At 45.0% G+C, this 17,683-nt stretch carries 16 protein-coding genes; 11 read left to right on the plus strand and 5 right to left on the minus strand.

Annotation, left to right across the window (positions count from 1 at the left end; genetic code table 11):
- Positions 1-168 precede the first annotated feature (168 nt).
- The 3 genes from OH459_RS19455 to OH459_RS19465 all read right to left on the minus strand — a co-directional run bounded on the left by OH459_RS19455 (position 169) and on the right by OH459_RS19465 (position 3,827).
- Entirely contained in the window at positions 169-1,530 is a 1,362-nt protein-coding gene (locus OH459_RS19455; RefSeq protein WP_005445190.1) for an L-serine ammonia-lyase, read from the minus strand.
- Between the two features lie 97 nt (positions 1,531-1,627).
- Positions 1,628-2,881 (minus strand): aromatic amino acid transport family protein, encoded by a 1,254-nt coding sequence (locus OH459_RS19460; protein WP_005445192.1) that lies wholly within the window; start codon positions 2,879-2,881, stop codon positions 1,628-1,630.
- Positions 2,882-3,227: 346 nt separating this feature from the next.
- The gene (locus tag OH459_RS19465; protein ID WP_005445194.1) at positions 3,228-3,827 is read right to left on the minus strand and encodes a CoA pyrophosphatase; all 600 of its coding nucleotides are present in this window, start codon (positions 3,825-3,827) and stop codon (positions 3,228-3,230) included.
- 113 nt (positions 3,828-3,940) lie between these two features.
- Between OH459_RS19465 and OH459_RS19470 the strand changes: the two genes are divergently transcribed.
- Together OH459_RS19470 and OH459_RS19475 are read left to right on the plus strand one after the other, a co-directional pair.
- Positions 3,941-4,480 carry a heme NO-binding domain-containing protein gene (locus OH459_RS19470; protein WP_009698373.1) on the plus strand — a complete coding sequence of 180 codons (540 nt, stop codon included), beginning with the start codon at positions 3,941-3,943 and terminating at the stop codon, positions 4,478-4,480.
- A 6-nt stretch (positions 4,481-4,486) separates the two neighbouring features.
- Entirely contained in the window at positions 4,487-6,187 is a 1,701-nt protein-coding gene (locus OH459_RS19475) for an ATP-binding protein (RefSeq protein ID WP_269988174.1), read from the plus strand.
- A 79-nt stretch (positions 6,188-6,266) separates the two neighbouring features.
- Here OH459_RS19475 and pabB read toward each other — a convergent pair whose 3' ends face one another.
- Entirely contained in the window at positions 6,267-7,631 is a 1,365-nt protein-coding gene (pabB, locus tag OH459_RS19480) for an aminodeoxychorismate synthase component I (protein ID WP_152930518.1), read from the minus strand.
- Positions 7,632-7,939: 308 nt separating this feature from the next.
- Here pabB and OH459_RS19485 point away from each other — a divergent pair, with 308 nt between their 5' ends.
- From OH459_RS19485 to OH459_RS19520, 8 genes are all read left to right on the plus strand, one after another.
- Positions 7,940-9,457: a fumarate hydratase gene (locus tag OH459_RS19485; protein WP_009698369.1), complete on the plus strand. Its 1,518-nt coding sequence runs from the start codon at positions 7,940-7,942 to the stop codon at positions 9,455-9,457.
- Positions 9,458-9,680: 223 nt separating this feature from the next.
- Complete coding sequence (locus OH459_RS19490) at positions 9,681-9,866, plus strand: hypothetical protein (RefSeq protein WP_005433708.1); 186 nt, start codon at positions 9,681-9,683, stop codon at positions 9,864-9,866.
- Between the two features lie 157 nt (positions 9,867-10,023).
- On the plus strand, positions 10,024-11,400 hold the full coding sequence (locus tag OH459_RS19495; RefSeq protein WP_009698368.1) for a YcjX family protein: 1,377 nt from the start codon (positions 10,024-10,026) through the stop codon (positions 11,398-11,400).
- The gene (locus OH459_RS19500; RefSeq protein ID WP_047516400.1) at positions 11,397-12,437 is read left to right on the plus strand and encodes a YcjF family protein; all 1,041 of its coding nucleotides are present in this window, start codon (positions 11,397-11,399) and stop codon (positions 12,435-12,437) included. Before OH459_RS19495 ends, OH459_RS19500 begins: the two co-directional genes overlap by 4 nt.
- 100 nt (positions 12,438-12,537) lie before the next feature.
- Positions 12,538-14,082: a transcriptional regulator TyrR gene (tyrR, locus tag OH459_RS19505; RefSeq protein WP_009698366.1), complete on the plus strand. Its 1,545-nt coding sequence runs from the start codon at positions 12,538-12,540 to the stop codon at positions 14,080-14,082.
- Positions 14,083-14,146: 64 nt separating this feature from the next.
- A complete protein-coding gene (gene rimJ / locus OH459_RS19510) occupies positions 14,147-14,731 on the plus strand; it encodes a ribosomal protein S5-alanine N-acetyltransferase (RefSeq protein WP_047516397.1) in 585 nt (194 codons plus the stop codon).
- The gene (locus OH459_RS19515) at positions 14,732-15,319 is read left to right on the plus strand and encodes an HD domain-containing protein (protein ID WP_005445214.1); all 588 of its coding nucleotides are present in this window, start codon (positions 14,732-14,734) and stop codon (positions 15,317-15,319) included.
- Between the two features lie 13 nt (positions 15,320-15,332).
- Positions 15,333-15,806 (plus strand): DUF2947 domain-containing protein, encoded by a 474-nt coding sequence (locus OH459_RS19520; protein WP_053052350.1) that lies wholly within the window; start codon positions 15,333-15,335, stop codon positions 15,804-15,806.
- A gap of 60 nt (positions 15,807-15,866) precedes the next feature.
- Here the strand turns inward: OH459_RS19520 and OH459_RS19525 are convergent, their stop codons facing one another.
- Entirely contained in the window at positions 15,867-16,829 is a 963-nt protein-coding gene (locus tag OH459_RS19525; protein ID WP_029790024.1) for an integron integrase, read from the minus strand.
- A 258-nt stretch (positions 16,830-17,087) separates the two neighbouring features.
- Between OH459_RS19525 and OH459_RS19530 the strand changes: the two genes are divergently transcribed.
- Entirely contained in the window at positions 17,088-17,558 is a 471-nt protein-coding gene (locus OH459_RS19530; protein ID WP_221069493.1) for a GNAT family N-acetyltransferase, read from the plus strand.
- Positions 17,559-17,683: the final 125 nt, after the last annotated feature.

The following is a 17,683-nucleotide window of genomic DNA, read 5'->3' on the forward strand; positions in this document are numbered from 1 at the left end:
TGTATCAGGTATGTGACCTTCTACGGGCATATCCTAAACTTCTGGATATAGTGACTATTTTAGATTTTTTTATAAAGCTCAATCTAGTTGTATTTCGGCGGATTAAGAATGCAGAAACGAAAAAAAGCCCGAGCAATGTGCTCGGGCTTTTCAATTGAGAGGGGAGGATTAGCAAATCACTTTGATTGCTAGACCGCCTTGAGATGTCTCACGGTATTTTGCGTTCATGTCCTTACCGGTCTCTAGCATGGTTTCGATAACCTTATCCAGAGAAACCGTAGGTGCAGATGAGCGACGTAGTGCCATACGAGTTGAGTTGATCGCTTTTACTGCCGCGATGCCGTTACGCTCGATACATGGAACCTGAACCTGACCCGCTACAGGGTCACAAGTTAGACCTAGGTTGTGTTCCATCGCAATTTCTGCTGCCATACATACTTGCTCAGGGCTACCACCCATCAGCTCAGCAAGACCAGCTGCAGCCATCGAACACGCTACGCCAACTTCGCCCTGACAACCAACTTCTGCACCAGAGATAGATGCATTACGCTTGTAAAGACCACCGATTGCACCAGAAGCCGCAAAGTAACGGATGTAATCTTTTTCAGTTACTGTCTGGATGAACTTATCGTAGTAAGCCAGTACCGCTGGGATGATGCCACACGCACCGTTCGTTGGTGCTGTAACAACGCGACCACCGGCAGCGTTTTCTTCGTTTACTGCGAAAGCGAACATGTTTACCCAGTCAACAACCGACATTGGATCGTTAGTTGTCTTTTCAGAAGTAAGCAGTTGCTGACGAAGTGCTGCCGCACGACGAGGTACGCGTAGTGGACCAGGCAGAATGCCTTCTTCGTTCATACCGCGATCCATACATTCGCGCATTGTGCGCCAGATGTTTGCGAAGTATGTACGAGTCTCTTCATCAGAGTGCAGAGAGTGTTCGTTTTTCATCACAAGTGCGCTGATAGAAAGACCGCTTTCTTTACACTGGTGAACTAACTCTTCTGCCGTTGTGTATTCGTAAGGAACCTTGATAGGGTTCTCTACTTCTTTACCGAAATTCTCTTCATCAACGATGAAACCACCGCCGATAGAGTAGTAAGTCTTTGAGTATACTTTTTCGTCATCGATCCAAGCGTGGATCTGCATGCCGTTTTCGTGTAGCTCAAGGTTAGTGGTATGGAAGTTCATACCACCATCTTTCGGGAACGATACTGTATGACAGTGCATGCCAACAGGTAGGCGCTCAGTTTCTTCTACGCGAGCGATAAAGCCCGGAATAGAGTCGATATCTACTTTCTCAGGGGAGTTGCCTGCAAGACCCATGATGATCGCGATATCCGTGTGGTGACCTTTCCCTGTCAGTGATAGTGAACCATAAACGTCAACGGTGATTTTAGTGATGTCGCGCAGTTTTCCCATTGCACGAAGATCATCAATAAATTCTTTACCCGCTTTCATTGGACCTACAGTGTGTGAGCTTGAAGGACCAACACCGATTTTATAGATGTCAAAAACACTAATCATATCGATTACCTCAGAACAAAGCCTCCCAAGGGGAGTTGGGAGGCTTTTTATTATCGTTATATTCTTGGATTAATCACGCTAAATAAAGCAGCTGTGATTAAAGAGCGCCGTAGATTACAGAACTAATTGCCGCAAGACCACAGATTGCTGTGAAAATCTGTACAGGTGCTGAAGTTTTGTACTTCGCCATTGCTGGTACTTTCTGCATTGCGAATACAGGCATCAAGAATAGGATTGCCGCGATCATCGGTGCACCCATTGTTTCAATCATGCCTAGGATGCTTGGGTTAACGATAGCAACGATCCAAGTTGTGATTACGATGAACAGTAGCGATACTTTTTCAATCTTGCTGACAGGAGTTTGAGAGCGAGATTTGATTAGACCTACTAGACCTTCGTGCGCACCAAGGAAGTGACCAAAGTAGCTAGAAGTGATCGCTGCAAACGCTACTAGAGGACCCATGTAAGAAATAAGTGGAGACTCATGAACGTTAGCTAGGTAAGACAGTACTGAGATGTTTTGTTCTTGCGCAGATGCTAGTTGCTCTGGAGATAGAGAAAGTACTACAGAGAATACGAAGAACATTACAAAACCCATAAGCATCATTGCTGCGCCACCAGTGATAGCGTCAGTTTTCTTCACTGCGTCATCACCGTATACACGACGTTGTTCTTTAGAGAACTGAGAAATGATTGGGCTGTGGTTGAAAGAGAATACGATGATTGGAATTGCTAGCCAAACGATGGTCGGCATTTCGCCCCAGTTTGGTGATACTTCCATCATTGATGTATTCCAATCAGGAATTAGGTAGAAAGAAAGTGCTAGTAGGATAAATACTAGTGGGTAAACCATTGCTGATGTTGCTTTCAGCATTAGTTCTTTACCAAATACTACACCTGCTGTCATTGCTGCGATAAGTGCACCAGACAGTAGCCAGCGAGGAATAGATTCCATACCCATTTGGTTGACTAGGAAAGAGTCAACTGTGTTTGTGATACCAACACCGTAGATAAGTACGATTGGGTAGATAGCGAAGAAGTAGGCAAAAGTAATAAGGTTTGCGCCAGTTTTACCGAAGTGCTCTTCTACTGTGTCAGTGATGTCCGCTTCAGGGTTTTTCGCAGAAAGTACGAAACGAGCGAGAGATTTGTGTGCGAACCAAGTCATTGGTGCCGCGATTAGCGCTAGGATAACTAATGGCCAGAAACCGCCAGCACCTGCTTTAATAGGAAGGAAAAGTACACCTGCACCTACTGCTGTACCAAACAGGGACAGACACCAAGTGAAGTCTTTGTAAGAAAACTTACTAGACGATTGTGCGGTCGAAGCCGCAGAAGTAGTTGTATTCATTTTTGAGTTACTCATTTTGGGAACAGGAAATAAGTCGGGAGCAATTTTGCAAGATTTTGCACTAGGAAAATTAGATCTAAATCATGTATTGCTCGAGCTTATTGAATGATATGTCAAAAACCTGCTTTTTATCACGAAAACGGCGTGCTACACGTGATTATTGCTAATGAGTAAAATTAGAAAAACTTATCTGAAGGGGCGATTGTATAAATTTATCTCACCGCAAGCGTTTGCGATATAAAATCCAAATTAAACTAATGTGAACGAATGTTTGAAAAATAACCTTTTATTAATATTGATGCACATGATGTTTGCTATAGAAGCAAGATTATCATTGATAAGACAGTTAGTTAGAAATGATGTGTTTTTGCATCGATTCGATAATTTGTGCTGTCATTCCCCAAATGAAATGCTGTTGATAGGGGATTGCAAACACACGGTGACTGGTGTTTTTTAGTTTGAATTTTGTACTGTAAAGCTTTTTGGGATTCAAAATATGATCTGCTGGCACCTCAAAAACCTCGGCGACTTCGTTTGGGTCGATCTGAGTCGAATAGTCTGGTGAGACAAAGGCTAAAAATGGCGTCACATTAAACTGGCTAATAGTAGGTAGCTTGGGCAACTGACCAAACACCCTTATATCTGTTTGATGAATACCAATTTCCTCTTCTGCTTCTCTAAGGGCGGTATTTACAAGTACTTGATCGTCATCTTCAAATTTGCCCCCAGGAAAACTGATTTGCCCTGGATGATGCTTTAAGTGCTCGGCACGCTTGGTCAAAATCACTTGCAGACCTTGTTCACGTTCAACAAAGCCAATCAATACGGCCGCTTCTCTCAACTTCAATGATTCTAAGTGCGCTAAGCGTCCCAAAGACTCACGATGATAGCCTGTGGGCATTTGCAGTTGGAAGTTCTGCAGTAATGTCGATTTATCAATAACCAATGCTCAATCCTTTTACCGAAAACACCTGTGTGCTGAAGCATATTAATTTGAAAGTTATACCTTTATACACCATTCTTTATTTTAAGGCGTCACTATAAGGTTAGTTGAAGACGATGAAAGGGATTATTTTCACAGAGTTCATGGAGTTAGTGGAAGAGAAGTTTGGTCTGGAAGTTTTGGACCAAGTGCTCGACTTATCTAATGATGAAGGCATCTACACCTCCGTCGGCAGTTATGATCATCGTGATTTGGTCAAGTTGATTGTCAACCTCAGCAAAATATCCAACATTCCGCCGGAGCAGTTACAAGAAGTGTTTGGTGAGTGTGTGTTTCAAAACCTGCTCAAATCAATCCCAAACCATGCCAGCTTGCAGCAATGCTCCACTACGTTTCAATTTGTGCGTCATGTGGAAGACTTTATTCACGTGGAAGTGAAAAAGCTTTATCCAGATGCCAATCCACCGCAATTTGACTTTATCAGTGAAACTCAATCGGAGATGGTGTTCGATTATCGGAGTGCGCGCTGCATGGCGCATGTGTGTGTGGGGTTAATTAAAGGATGTGCCACCCACTTTGATGAAACGGTGATCATTAAGCACCAAAATCAGTCGCAAGATGGAAGCCAAGTTCGTTTTTGGCTGGAGGCTCAATAAGGCAATATGGCAGGAAGTTCCTCATTAGAAAGGAAACTCAAACGAGAAGTGGCATCGCGAAAAGCAGCAGAAACACTGCTGGAGCAAAAAAGCTTAGAGTTGTACGAGGCGAATCAGCAACTGAGCGTAGCCTTAAAAAAGCTGGAAATGCAGTCAGAGCACGACTTGCGCAAGTTTGAGTTTGAAGAGCAAATCGATGCCACGTTGATTAAGTTTGGTCGTACCTTCCTTTCTAGCACCTTTGATGAAACCATGATTGCCAGCTTTTTGGAGCAACTGACATCTAATTCGGTTGTGTCGGGTGCGTACCTGTATTTGAGCGATATGCATTTATCTTCGTTGCGTCGTCATCAATTTGGTCATCTTAATCTTGCTCATGATGCGCCCATCGATGCCAAGCCTCGCTGGCAAGCGCAGAAGCTTTACCTGCCAATTATTATCGATTCAATGATTTTAGGCGAGCTTGTGTTTTCCGTGGATCTTGAACAAGTTGACCAAGAATTCATTTCCAAGCAAATGGTATTAGTGTCTGATTTAGTTCATGGCGTTATTAGCCGTCACTTGAGCCTAGAACGCGAAGTTGAATTACGTAAGCGTGCCGAAGCATCGGAAAAGGCGACCAAAGAATTCGTTGCCATGATTAACCATGAGTTGCGAACGCCATTAAATGGTGTGCTCGGCAGCGCGGAGCTGTTAAGTAAAACCCCCTTGGAGGAAGAGCAGCTTCAATACCTTGGTAATCTAAGTCAATCAGGCGATTTGCTACGCGTTATTATTAACGACTTGCTCGATTTCAGTAAGATGAATGCGGGTATGATGGAAATCATAAACAAAGTATTTGCTTGGAAAGACCTAGAAAATGCTTTGACCGGCGTATTTGCAGCCAAAGCTGCGGAAAAGCGCATTCACTTTTCTATTGATAAGAAGTTGGGTATTCCTGAGTACTTGATTGGAGACTTTGAACGTATTACGCAAATTCTGGTCAATTTGATTGGTAATGCGATTAAGTTTACCAATCTTGGAGGTGTGGTGCTTCGTGTCGAATGGAGCGATGGCTACGCTCTGTTTGAAGTGGAAGATACTGGGATTGGTATCCCGCTAGAAGCGCAACAAGCTTTATTTGACCCCTTTGTGCAAGCCGACCGCTCTACCAAGCGAAGTTTTGAAGGCTCTGGGCTTGGACTTGCGATTTGTAAGAATTTGGTCGATTTGATGGACGGCGAAATCAGCTTTTTCAGTGAGCCGCGCAAGGGCACTATTTTTAAAGTCAAATTGCCACTGAAACAAGGGCAAGCACAGGGCAGAGCGGCTGGCGATGTTTTAATTGGTCATCAGATAGACCTGTCCGGGCGTTCCGTATTGGTGGTGGATGATATTCGCATGAACCAAGTGATTGTGACTCAAATGCTGAAAAAGCTCGATATTACTCCAGATTTGAAAAACAATGGGTTAGAAGCGCTTGATGCGGTGAAAGAGAAAGATTACGAATTGATCTTTATGGATTGTCGGATGCCGGAAATGGATGGCTATGAAGCAACGGTACAGCTACGAGAAAATGGCTTTCACAGACCGATTATTGCACTAACAGCAGGCACCACCCTTGAGGAAAGACAAAAGTGCGTGGAGTCTGGGATGGATGACATCCTAACCAAACCATATACTGCCGCGGATATTGAGCAGATGATGTGTAAGTGGTTAGACGAATAGAGAGCACGAGAACATATAAAGAGAAGCGGCACGGTTATGTTGCAGTGCCGCTTTGTTTATTTCGATTGAGGTTTTTTGCTCATGATTTGAGCGCTGGTAGTATCTTTGAGAGCTTATCCAGAGTCTCTTGATATTCTGCAGCGCAGTCACTGTCTGCGACCACACCGCCACCAGCCCATGCGTAGAGCCGTTTGTCTTCTGCGACCAAAGTGCGGATTGTAATACTGGTGTCCATACGCCCATGACGGGAAATATAACCAATACTGCCACAATAAGCGTTGCGTCGATGAGGTTCTAACTCTTCAATGATTTGCATTGCCCGTACTTTCGGCGCACCAGTGATCGAACCGCCGGGAAAACATGCACGAAGCAGATCTGCAGCGCAGTAGCGAATATCTAAGTTGGCCCGAATGGTGCTCACTAAATGATGCACTGCGGGAAAGCTCTCAATATCAAATAGCTTCGGTACATGTACGCTACCTGGTGCCGCGACCCGACCAATATCGTTGCGAAGTAAGTCGACTATCATCAAGTTCTCTGCTTGGTCTTTCTCTGCGGTCTGTAAATCAAACGCGTTGGCGGAATCTTGATGTGGATTTTGACTGCGAGGACGAGTGCCTTTGATCGGTTTGGTTTCAATAACGTTATCTTTAAGCTCTAGAAAACGCTCTGGTGACACGCTAATAATCGCTGATTTAGGCATACGAATGAACGCGGAAAAAGGCGCTTGATTTGCTTCTTCCAGTTTTTTGTAAGCTTGCCATTCACTGCCTTGATAGGCGGCGTTAAAACGTTGTGCTAAGTTAATTTGGTAGCAGTCGCCGCTCAGTAGGTACTGTTGCACACGCTCAAAACGAGAAGCGTAGGACGCTTGCGTCATATTGGATTGCCAGTCGCTAATCAGCTTGAAGTCTTCAACATCCGCGCTCGATTGCGCATTGAGCCATTGCCATGCTTGCTCGATGTTTCTGCCGACCATACACGCCTTGTTTAGCTTGTGGTCTACGATCAGCGCCCATTCATACAAGCCTACAGCCATGTCTGGAGTACGCAAATCTTTGTCTGCCAGATCAGGCATGGATTCGACTCGACGACCTAAATCGTAGCTGAAGTAACCCAGTGCGCCACCGACAAACGGTACATCCCATTTTGTGTCAGCTTCAACCTGTGGTAGTAGCCGCTGCTGAAGGTCTTCTAGCAAAGAAAATGGGTCATCTTGGGAAACGTAGTTTTCGTTTGATGTGGTGATTTGTGTGTCACTGCTCACTGTCTCAAGGGTAGCGATTGGGTTTGCGACTAATACGTCGAACCGGCTATCGATGTGCGTCTGCGAGGCAGAGCGTAAAAGCATCGCCCAAGGTTGGCTTTCAATACGGGAAAATAGCGAAAGAGCGAGGTCGTTGGCGTAATCCAATGCCTTAAAATCAAGCAATTGCGTATCCATGTTGTTCATTTGTTTAAATTGTGACAAAGAGTTCATTCACTGCATGGCATGTCATGGGCAGCAAGAGTATCATAAACCCTTGTATAGCCAAACTACCTCTATACAAAGGCTTGGAGGTGGTTTTACTATAAAAGAAGGCGACTTCATTTACTCGTGTGTCGATATCAGCCGTTCGACAATTGTTTATAAAACATGGTTTAAAAATAAACGTTTATAAAAACAAAGCTCATCAAGAGCAATAAGCTCAACAAACACGATTGAAGCCAAGCCAATAATGGAAGCAAAGCATAACAATAATGAGGCATGCAATGACGGTAATACGCACGCAGGATGTCATCAGCAGTGTTGCTGATGCGCTACAGTATATTTCTTACTACCACCCGCTAGACTTTGTTCAAGCCCTTGAAAAAGCCTACCACCGTGAAGAGAGCCAGGCGGCAAAAGACGCCATCGCTCAGATCCTAATTAACTCTCGTATGTCGGCAGAAGGTCATCGACCGATCTGTCAGGATACGGGGATCGTGACTTGTTTCGTGAACATCGGCATGGGCGTCCAGTGGGACTCGACCGATATGACGGTACAACAAATGGTGGATGAGGGTGTCCGACAGGCTTACACAAACCCAGATAACCCATTGCGTGCCTCGGTTCTTATGGACCCTGCTGGTAAGCGAATCAATACCAAAGACAACACGCCAGCAGTCGTGCACATTAATATGGTGCCTGGAGACAAAGTTGAAATTCAAATTGCTGCGAAAGGTGGCGGTTCTGAGAACAAAACTAAGATGGTCATGCTGAACCCGTCAGATGACATAGCAGAATGGGTAGAGAAAACGCTACCAGCTATGGGCGCTGGCTGGTGTCCTCCAGGTATGCTTGGCATTGGTATCGGCGGCACTGCAGAAAAAGCAGCGGTACTGGCAAAAGAATCTCTAATGGAACACATCGACATTCAAGAGTTGATTGACCGTGGTCCTCAAAATGCGGAAGAAGAGCTTCGTCTTGATATCTTCAATCGTGTAAACAAACTTGGCATCGGTGCTCAAGGCTTAGGCGGTTTAACGACAGTTGTTGATGTGAAAATCAAAACTGCACCGACTCACGCCGCTTCGAAACCTGTGTGCTTGATCCCGAACTGTGCAGCGACACGCCACGTGCATTTCACTCTTGATGGCAAGGGACCGGCAGAGCTGACGCCGCCAAAACTGGAAGATTGGCCAGACATTACTTGGGAAGCAGGCGAGAACACACGTCGCGTTAACCTTGATACGGTCACTAAAGAAGAAGTCCAAGAGTGGAAAACGGGTGAAACCGTTCTGCTGTCTGGCAAAATCCTTACTGGTCGTGATGCGGCACATAAACGTATCCAAGGCATGCTAGAGGCGGGAGAAGGTCTACCAGAAGGTGTCGATCTTAAGGGTAAGTTCATCTACTACGTTGGTCCGGTTGATGCAGTGGGTGATGAAGTTGTTGGTCCTGCAGGTCCAACAACCTCCACGCGAATGGATAAGTTTACTGACATGATGCTAGAGCAAACGGGCATTATGGGTATGATAGGTAAAGCCGAGCGTGGTCCAGCTACGGTTGAATCAATCAAAAACCACAAAGCCGTTTATCTCATGGCGGTAGGTGGAGCGGCTTACTTGGTTGCGAAGGCGATCAAAAAAGCACGCGTTGTGGCGTTTGAAGATTTGGGTATGGAAGCAATTTACGAATTCGAAGTTGAAGACATGCCAGTTACCGTGGCAGTGGACTCGAATGGTGTAAATGCGCACCAAATTGGTCCAGATACGTGGAAAGTGAAAATCCAAGAGATGGAAGCGTAAGACACGAGTTGCTAATTTGTCAGGTCACAAGGTTTGTGTCATGCGGAGTCTGACTCGGCGAGGCGCAGGCGTCTCAATCGAGAGAATGTGACAAAGTGCTGATTTAACTAGCAAACATTTGACAAAAGTGCAGCGAAAGCTGCACTTTTTGTCTATATAATCAGATATAAACTTATAGGCATAACAAATTTTGTTGTTATGCTGACCATGATTAGGAGACGGCATGCCTCGTTTTATTCAAATTCTACAAATAGTCCTTGCGGTTGTGATCGGTAGCTTTGTGGGCTACGACTTGATCCTTCACGGCATCAGTATCTTCGATGAAAAATACGTCACCATCACTTGTGTCTTGTGGTTGATTTTGGAGATTGCACTGTTTGTTATCTACAAGCTTATCGAAGACGATTAGAGTGTAAACTGGTTATCAAGATCCCCGAAGCCTCTGAAATTCTCAGAGGCTTTTGCGTTTTTAAACGTCAGATTTTGCCGTGAATACTTTGTTCATCTTTGATTAAGGTTGGTAAAATTACACTGCGTAGCAGAAATTGATGAGATAAATAAAAAGTATGAAAAGAATAACGCAAGAAGTGAATGACTTTATCAGCCGTGGTATGGACGCCAATGTCCGAATCGCCGTGACTGGGTTATCTCGAGCGGGGAAAACCGCCTTTATTACTTCTTTAGTCAATCAACTGCTGCACACTGCGACACACGATAATTTGCCACTGCTTAATGCGGCCCGTGATAAGCGCCTGATTGGGGCTAAACGTGAACCACAAACGAACATGATGGTGCCACGTTTTGCCTATGATGAAGCAATGAGTCAAATTCATGCTACACCTCCCCAATGGCCGGTGCCGACTCGTGACGTGAGCGAAATTCGTCTTGCACTCAAATATAAACCGAACAAAACCACTAAAAAGCTGCTGAGCAAAACCGCGGTATTGAACGTCGATATCATTGACTACCCGGGTGAGTGGCTTCTTGATTTACCTTTGCTTGATATGGATTTTGCAAGCTGGTCTCGTACCCAGTTTGATGCGCTAAAAGGTCAGCGTCTTGAGCTTGCCAACCCTTGGTTAGAGGCGCTTGATTCTGTGGATTTGAATGCAGAAGCCAGTGAAAAACAGCTTGAGCAGGTTGCTAATGCATACACAGATTATTTGCATGCTTGTAAAGACTCAGGGCTACACTGGGTGCAACCTGGTCGATTTGTTTTACCGGGTGAGCTTGCTGGTGCGCCAGTGCTGCAGTTTTTCCCGTGTCGAGTTGACGAAGGGGTAAAGCCTTCTAAAGGCAGTAACCTCGCGATGCTAGAAGCGCGTTACCATGAATACCAGCAAAAGGTCGTCAAAGCGTTTTACAAACATCATTTTGCTACTTTCGATCGACAGATCGTACTGGTCGACTGCTTGCAGCCACTTAATGCGGGTGATGAAGCTTTTTATGATATGCGCCAAGCGCTTGAACAGATCATGCATAGCTTCCGGTATGGGCGCAGTAGCTTCTTGCGTCGTTTGTTCTCACCAAAGATCGACAGAGTTCTGTTTGCTGCGACGAAAGCGGATCACGTGACCCCAGATCAGCACCCTCACTTAGTGTCATTGTTACAGCAAATGGTCCACCCAGCATGGCAAACCGCAGCGTACGAGAACATTGAAATGAGCTGCATGAGCATTGCGTCGATTCAAGCGACCATGTCAGGCTTTATTGCCTCCGGAGATAAAACCGTCCCCGCGCTGCAAGGCACGACGTTAAAAGGGGAGCCAATGACGATGTTCCCGGGAGAAGTCCCTAAGAAGCTGCCGAATACCGCTTATTGGCAAAACAGTGGCTTTGATTTTACTTCTTTCCGTCCAATGCCTTCAGAAACGGATGAGCCGATGAAACACATTCGCCTAGACAAAGCATTGGAATACCTATTGGGAGACAAATTGAAATGAGTGAACTAAAACAAAAACAAGTCTTCTCAGAAAAAGTGATGCAAAGTGATCAAGAGAGTGTTTCTCCTGAGTTGACGGCTCAAAAGACGTTTTCAGAAAAAGAAACCTTCGTACCTGTGGCGATTGAAGAGCAACAGGATGAAACAGAACAAGAGTTACAGCTTGAACATGTCATTCGCCCGAGAGTGGGTCGCAAATGGCTGACAACGGGGCTCTTTGCAACCTTTGCCGGTTTAGTTGGTTGGCAGGCGGTCGATTCTGTCGTTACCGCAGTACAAACTGCTGATTGGCTTGCTCTTGGCTGGGCTGGCTTTATCACCACTATCGCTTCTTTTGGTTTGGGTGCACTAGGCAAAGAGCTATGGAAGCTGCGTAAACTTCGCAATCATTTTAGTGTGCAGGAAGAAAGCGAAGGGCTTATTGCTAGCCAAAGCGTCGGTAAGGGCAAAGCCTTTTGTGAAAAAGTGGCGGAGCAAAGCGGCGTGTTGGCAGAAAACCCGGGGTTTGATCGTTGGAAAAACAGCGTAAACCCAGCTCATAGTGATGCCGAAATTCTAGACATGTATGATTCCATGGTTGTGAGTCAGCAAGACAAGCTCGCAACCAAAATTGTTTCGCAACATGCAACTGAATCTGCCGCGTTGGTGGCTGTGAGCCCATTAGCAGCCGCTGATATGTTGCTGGTGGCATGGCGTAACTTCAAAATGATCGACAATCTTTCGAAGGTGTATGGCGTTGAGCTGGGGTATGCTTCACGCATCAAACTGCTACGTGCAGTGTTCGTTAACATGGCAGCAGCAGGTGCCAGTGAGCTCGCGATTGATGCCAGTATGGATCTGATGTCGATGGATTTAGCTGGAAAAGTCTCTGCGCGAGCAGGGCAGGGTTTGGGTGTGGGTATTTTGACTGCGCGCCTAGGGCTCAAATCGATGGCACTGCTTCGTCCATTACCTTGGTATCCGGAGCGTCAGGTGAAACTAGGTGCGATTCGCAAAGAAGTGGTGGCGAAAGTTGCATCAATCACGATGAAACCGTAATCAATGTCACCTTTGACGGTGAGGATTACTTGACGCCATTCCAAGCTTGGTAGAAACTACTGTCAACTTTTCCTGACAGTTGTGATTTGGGATATTTTCAGTGCGTCTTGAAGTCTTTTGTGAAGATAGACTCGGTCTTACCCGAGAACTGCTCGATATTTTAGCGTCTAAAAGCATCGATTTACGTGGTATCGAAATTGATATTAGTGGCATCATTTACCTAAACTGCCCTGATATTGATTTTGATACCTTTAGCGAACTAATGGCAGAAATCCGCCGTATACCGGGGGTCAAAGACGTACGTAAAATCCAATTTATGCCAATGGAGCGCCACAATACTGAGTTGCTCTCTTTGGTAGATAATCTTCCAGATCCTGTCTTTGCCATCGACCTCAAAGGTGCGGTAGATATGGCGAACATGTCAGCATTGTCTCTACTTGGTCAGCACAAACAAGATGTGATTGGCACTCAAATCGGAGTTTTGTTACCGAGTGTTCGTTTTTCTCGTTGGTCGGAAGGCGTTAATGCCCGCACTCGTGAAAGCTTAGTGATTGATGGTTTGGACTACATTCTTGAGTTGATGCCTGTCTACATTAAAGACGAAGCGCAAAACTCAACTCTTGCTAGTACGTTGATGACTATTCGCTCTAGCCAGCAAGGTGTGCAGATAGAAGAAACTCTGCCATTGCATAACCAGTTAGGATTCGAGCATTTTGTTGGTTTATCGAATCGCCATAAGGCGTTGATGAACCAAGCGAAAAAACTGTCAGTGCTTGACCAACCCCTATTGATTGAGGGTGAAACTGGTACTGGCAAAGAAATGCTGGCAAAAGCATGTCATAGCCGATCTGGACGCGCGAGCAAGCCATTTATGGTGCTGAGTTGTGCGTCGATGCCGGACGATGTTGCGGAGACCGAGTTATTTGGTCATGCACCTGGCTCGTTTAATCATGAGCAAGGGCATAAAGGTATTTTTGAGCAAGCCAATGGCGGCACCGTTTTTCTCGATGAGATAGGCGAGATGAGTGCGCACTTACAAATCAAACTACTTCGCTTTTTACAAGATGGAAACTTCCGTCGTGTTGGTGCAGAAGATGAGATGCATGTTGATGTGCGTATTATTGCCTCAACCAAGCACAACCTAGCCGAACTTGCCGAAGCAGGTAAGTTCCGTGAAGATTTGTATTATCGTCTCAACGTTCTAACGTTGAACATCCCGCCGCTGCGTAAACGCTCGAACGATGTTGCACCATTGCTGGATTTGTTCGTCACAAAACATGCTCAGCAGCTTGGTATCGATAAACCAGAACTCGATGATGAACTTGTTGATGCGCTAGCAAATTACCAGTGGCCCGGTAACATGCGTCAGTTAGATAACATGGTGCTTCGCGCGCTGACTGAGATGGAAGGTCATTTGCTAAAAGCGGATAACTTTAATCTGCCTCAACCGCAAGCAATGGGCGGAGGTAGCGCAACCTTGAACCTTGATGGATCATTGGATGAGATCATGCGTGATTACGAATCGCAGATTTTAGAGCGTTTGTATCAATCTTTCCCATCAAGCCGTAAGCTTGCCAAGCGATTGAATGTCTCTCATACCTCTATCGCGAACAAGTTGCGTGATTATGGTATTCGTAAAAGCTAGGGTATTCGTACAAACTGGGCTATCCGAAAATTAATCCGAAATTAAATGGAAGTTGTCATTCGTAATGGAAGATAAAAGCTCCTCAATCGCCGTTCACAAGTTGGACGGCGACTTGCTTCTACGTACCGCAGAAATTGGTGATGCCGATATGATTGCGGCGTATTTTCAGACAAACCGAGAGTATTTAGCGCCTTTTGAGCCAAAACGTGAAGAGGCATTTTACTCTGTCAACGGCTGGCTACAAAAGTTGATAAAACTGAACGAGCTGCATAGATTGGGGTTGGGCTACTACTGCCTACTCGTTCACGCTGAATCAGGTAAAATGCTCGGGACGCTCTCTTTCAGTAACCTGACTCGTTTTCCATTTTATGCCTGTAATGTGGGTTACTCTCTCGCTGAAGATGCACAAGGAAATGGCTATATGCGCCGCGCGTTGAAAATGGCATGCGACTATATGTTTGATGTACAAAAGTTACACCGCATTCAAGCAGGCTACATGCCGCATAACGCGCGAAGTGAAGCTGTTTTGCAACATGTCGGATTTGAAAGAGAAGGTTACGCAAAGGATTATTTGTTGATCAACGGTGAGTGGCAAGATCATGTGCTGACATCGCTGACTAACCCGAATTGGAATGCAGAGGCTCGATAGATGGAAAGGCTGGAAAAGCAGTTAGCGCTTTTGATAGAACTAGACCAACTGAAAAGCGTACTTCGACGCACTCGAGTAAAAAGTGCTGATGGACGTCTGGAAAATAGCGGTGAGCACAGCTGGCACGTTGCGCTAATGGCTGTTTTAATGCAAGAGCACGCTAATGCTCCAGTTGATATTGCGCGTGTGATGAAAATGCTGCTTATTCATGATGTGGTAGAGATCGACGCGGGCGATACCTTTGTTTATGATGTGGCAGCGTCTAAAGAGCAAGAAGAGAAAGAGTTCAGAGCGGCTCAGCGTTTGTTTGGTATGTTACCAAGCGATCAAGGTGAAGAACTGCTCGCTCTGTGGCATGAATTTGAAGCCGCGCAAAGTAATGATGCTAAATACGCTAAGGCGTTAGACCGCCTTATTCCAATGTTGCTCAACTACCACAATGATGGTCAAAGTTGGAAAGAAAATGGGGTGACGCGAGAGCAAGCGTTAACCATCAATAAAAGAATTGAATTTGGCTCTGTCACATTATGGGACAAGGCTAAAGAACTGATTGAAGATGCCACCGAGAACGGTTGGTTGAAGTCGTAAGAAAGGAGACTGAATGTCTTATTTGCCTTTGGATGAATACCAAAGAAAATGGATTTTTACTCACCAGTCAATGCCAGTGCCGGAAGAAGACCTTGAGTTTATCAAACCAATGAGTCAAGCTCGCGCCGCGCAGTTCTGGAAAGAGAACATCAGTGCGCAAAGCCCTGATGCAGATCGTTTAAGCTCATCAGACTGGCCAATGAAAGAGTCTAACTGGTCACAAGAAGTCGATTGGATGGCTGCTTGGGAAGCTGATGAACCTGAACTTCCAGAAGAAGTGGCGACGTTTATTGACTGGCAAGATGATGTAACCGTGTACTTTTGCTATGAGAAGTACAACGTGATTGAGACGAAGTGGTCAACGTTTAAAAAACATTGGAAGAATTTCTTGTTCTACGACGATGGTCCGATTTTGATTGCTCGTCGCCGCGCTCAAGCTCTGTGGTTTGACTCCAAAGGAAACGTCAAGCTAGGAGAGCGCCACTAGCACGACTTTTGCACATAAATGGCTAAAGCCACCGATGTTTTACTCGATGGCTTTTGTTTTTTATAGGCTCGATAAAGGGCTCAATACGCCGCCAGCACCTCGCTCGATTACATGCGTGTATATTTGTGTGGTTTTTACATCGGAATGTCCAAGCTGCTCCTGAACCGTGCGTATATCTGCACCGGACTCGAGTAAGTGCGTCGCAAAGCTGTGTCTGAGCGTGTGGCAAGTGACTGACTTTTCTATGCTTGCATCTTTTGCGGCTCGCTTCACTGCTCTTTGTATCGCGCTTTCATTGATATGGTGACGCCTAAACTCTCCTGTTTCGTTGTCGACATTTAACTTGGTGGAAGGGAAGAGGAAGTGCCAATTAAAATCCAGCTCGGCTCCAGGATATTTTCGACTTAAGCCGTCGGCTATATTTACACCCGCATAACCTGCCACATGACGATCTTTTTGGTAATAATCTCTTGCTAAGTTTACTTGTGCTTTTAATGGTTCATGTAACTCTTTTGCCAGTGTCACTGTCCGGTTCTTGCCCCCCTTTCCTTGCCAAACTCTGATTGCTCCATAATCGTAATCGATATCTTGAATCCGCAATCGGAGACATTCCATGACTCGAAGCCCTGAACCATATAACAATTGAATATGGAGTTTATATCGTGGATCAATATGTTGAACAAAGCGGCGTACTTCATTCCTTGTTAACACCACTGGCAATTTCATTTCAGCCACTGACTTTTGAAATCGCATGTTTAATGAAAGTGGCATTTGAAAGTATTCACGGTATAAAAAAGAGATAGCATTTAATGCGAGAGCCTGCGTTTTTACTGCCACTTTTTCTTCAATCGCGAGGTGGCTAAGAAAGCCTTCAACATCATCTTCAGAAAGTTTTGAAGGGTGGGCTAGCTGGTGGAAATGTATGTATCGCTTTATCCAAAATAGGTAGGCTTCTATGGTCTTCTTGGCATAGTGACGTGAGATCATATGCTCTTTCACGCTGAGTAAAAACTGACTTTTCATTGTTTAATTTTAACTGGCTATTTATACAGTCTTATTAAATTAGCGTGTGTAAACGAATTAGGCACGCCTGCGCCGTCTAATTGCGTGGTTGAGCACACAGATTCATACTGATTTTCTATTTGTTTCATGCAGATAAGTGCTAGCATGCATACTTTCTTTTGCATGAAAGAAGGCGGTAGCGTGCCTGAAAGATGGCTTAGAGCCGTATAGAAAGCGTTATGTAGCCACGAGAAGACGGTAAGTTAAAAGGATTTATATATGTTAAATATTCGCCAAGCTCGCATTGAAGATATCAGTGTTATCAAGAAACTACAGTTTCAGCTTAATGAGTATCATCAAGCAAATTTACCTGATGACTTCTTATCACCGGAAGAAATTGAACAAAAAATAGACATACACAAGATAATCGAAAGTGAAAGCTCGATTTTTCTGGTAGCCGAAAGCAAAGGGCAGTTAGTAGGTTTTGTTTTTGGTGAGCTATGGGTTCGTAAGTCTTGGACGCTCAAACAGCGAAAAATCGCGAGCATTGAACAAATAGTAGTGGATTCATGCTTTAGAAACCAAGGCGTTGGATTGGCGCTAATAGAGGCATTTGAGGAACGGGCTATCTCTAACGGCGGAGAAGAGCTGTTTTTAGAAGTATATTCTTTCAATGAATCTGCTTTAAGTTTGTATCGAAAAGCTGGTATTGCCCCCAAAATCCAAATTGGTCAGAAAGCACTAAGCTGAAAGTCGGCTACATAACAAATTGTTCAAGAGTGATTCGGCACGCGTGGCATTTTTACTATGCGTTAGATTTAGTGGTTAAGGTGGTATGCGGGAGCTTTGGTATTGCGTGCCTCACACCTTAACAA

The sequence above is a fragment of the Vibrio sp. MM46 genome (assembly GCF_027587135.1).
Lineage (GTDB): Bacteria > Pseudomonadota > Gammaproteobacteria > Enterobacterales > Vibrionaceae > Vibrio > Vibrio harveyi.

Excerpts from the sequence above, each read along its gene's own strand:
- OH459_RS19515 (WP_005445214.1), top strand. The coding sequence starts at position 14,732 with ATGGAAAGGCTGGAAAAGCAGTTAGCGCTTTTGATAGAACTAGACCAA.
- OH459_RS19470 (WP_009698373.1), top strand. The coding sequence starts at position 3,941 with ATGAAAGGGATTATTTTCACAGAGTTCATGGAGTTAGTGGAAGAGAAG.
- OH459_RS19530 (WP_221069493.1), top strand. The coding sequence starts at position 17,088 with ATGTTAAATATTCGCCAAGCTCGCATTGAAGATATCAGTGTTATCAAG.
- OH459_RS19455 (WP_005445190.1), bottom strand. The coding sequence starts at position 1,530 with ATGATTAGTGTTTTTGACATCTATAAAATCGGTGTTGGTCCTTCAAGC.
- OH459_RS19495 (WP_009698368.1), top strand. The coding sequence starts at position 10,024 with ATGAAAAGAATAACGCAAGAAGTGAATGACTTTATCAGCCGTGGTATG.
- OH459_RS19520 (WP_053052350.1), top strand. The coding sequence starts at position 15,333 with ATGTCTTATTTGCCTTTGGATGAATACCAAAGAAAATGGATTTTTACT.
- OH459_RS19475 (WP_269988174.1), top strand. The coding sequence starts at position 4,487 with ATGGCAGGAAGTTCCTCATTAGAAAGGAAACTCAAACGAGAAGTGGCA.
- OH459_RS19490 (WP_005433708.1), top strand. The coding sequence starts at position 9,681 with ATGCCTCGTTTTATTCAAATTCTACAAATAGTCCTTGCGGTTGTGATC.
- OH459_RS19500 (WP_047516400.1), top strand. The coding sequence starts at position 11,397 with ATGAGTGAACTAAAACAAAAACAAGTCTTCTCAGAAAAAGTGATGCAA.
- rimJ (WP_047516397.1), top strand. The coding sequence starts at position 14,147 with ATGGAAGATAAAAGCTCCTCAATCGCCGTTCACAAGTTGGACGGCGAC.
- OH459_RS19485 (WP_009698369.1), top strand. The coding sequence starts at position 7,940 with ATGACGGTAATACGCACGCAGGATGTCATCAGCAGTGTTGCTGATGCG.
- OH459_RS19460 (WP_005445192.1), bottom strand. The coding sequence starts at position 2,881 with ATGAATACAACTACTTCTGCGGCTTCGACCGCACAATCGTCTAGTAAG.
- pabB (WP_152930518.1), bottom strand. The coding sequence starts at position 7,631 with ATGGATACGCAATTGCTTGATTTTAAGGCATTGGATTACGCCAACGAC.
- OH459_RS19525 (WP_029790024.1), bottom strand. The coding sequence starts at position 16,829 with ATGAAAAGTCAGTTTTTACTCAGCGTGAAAGAGCATATGATCTCACGT.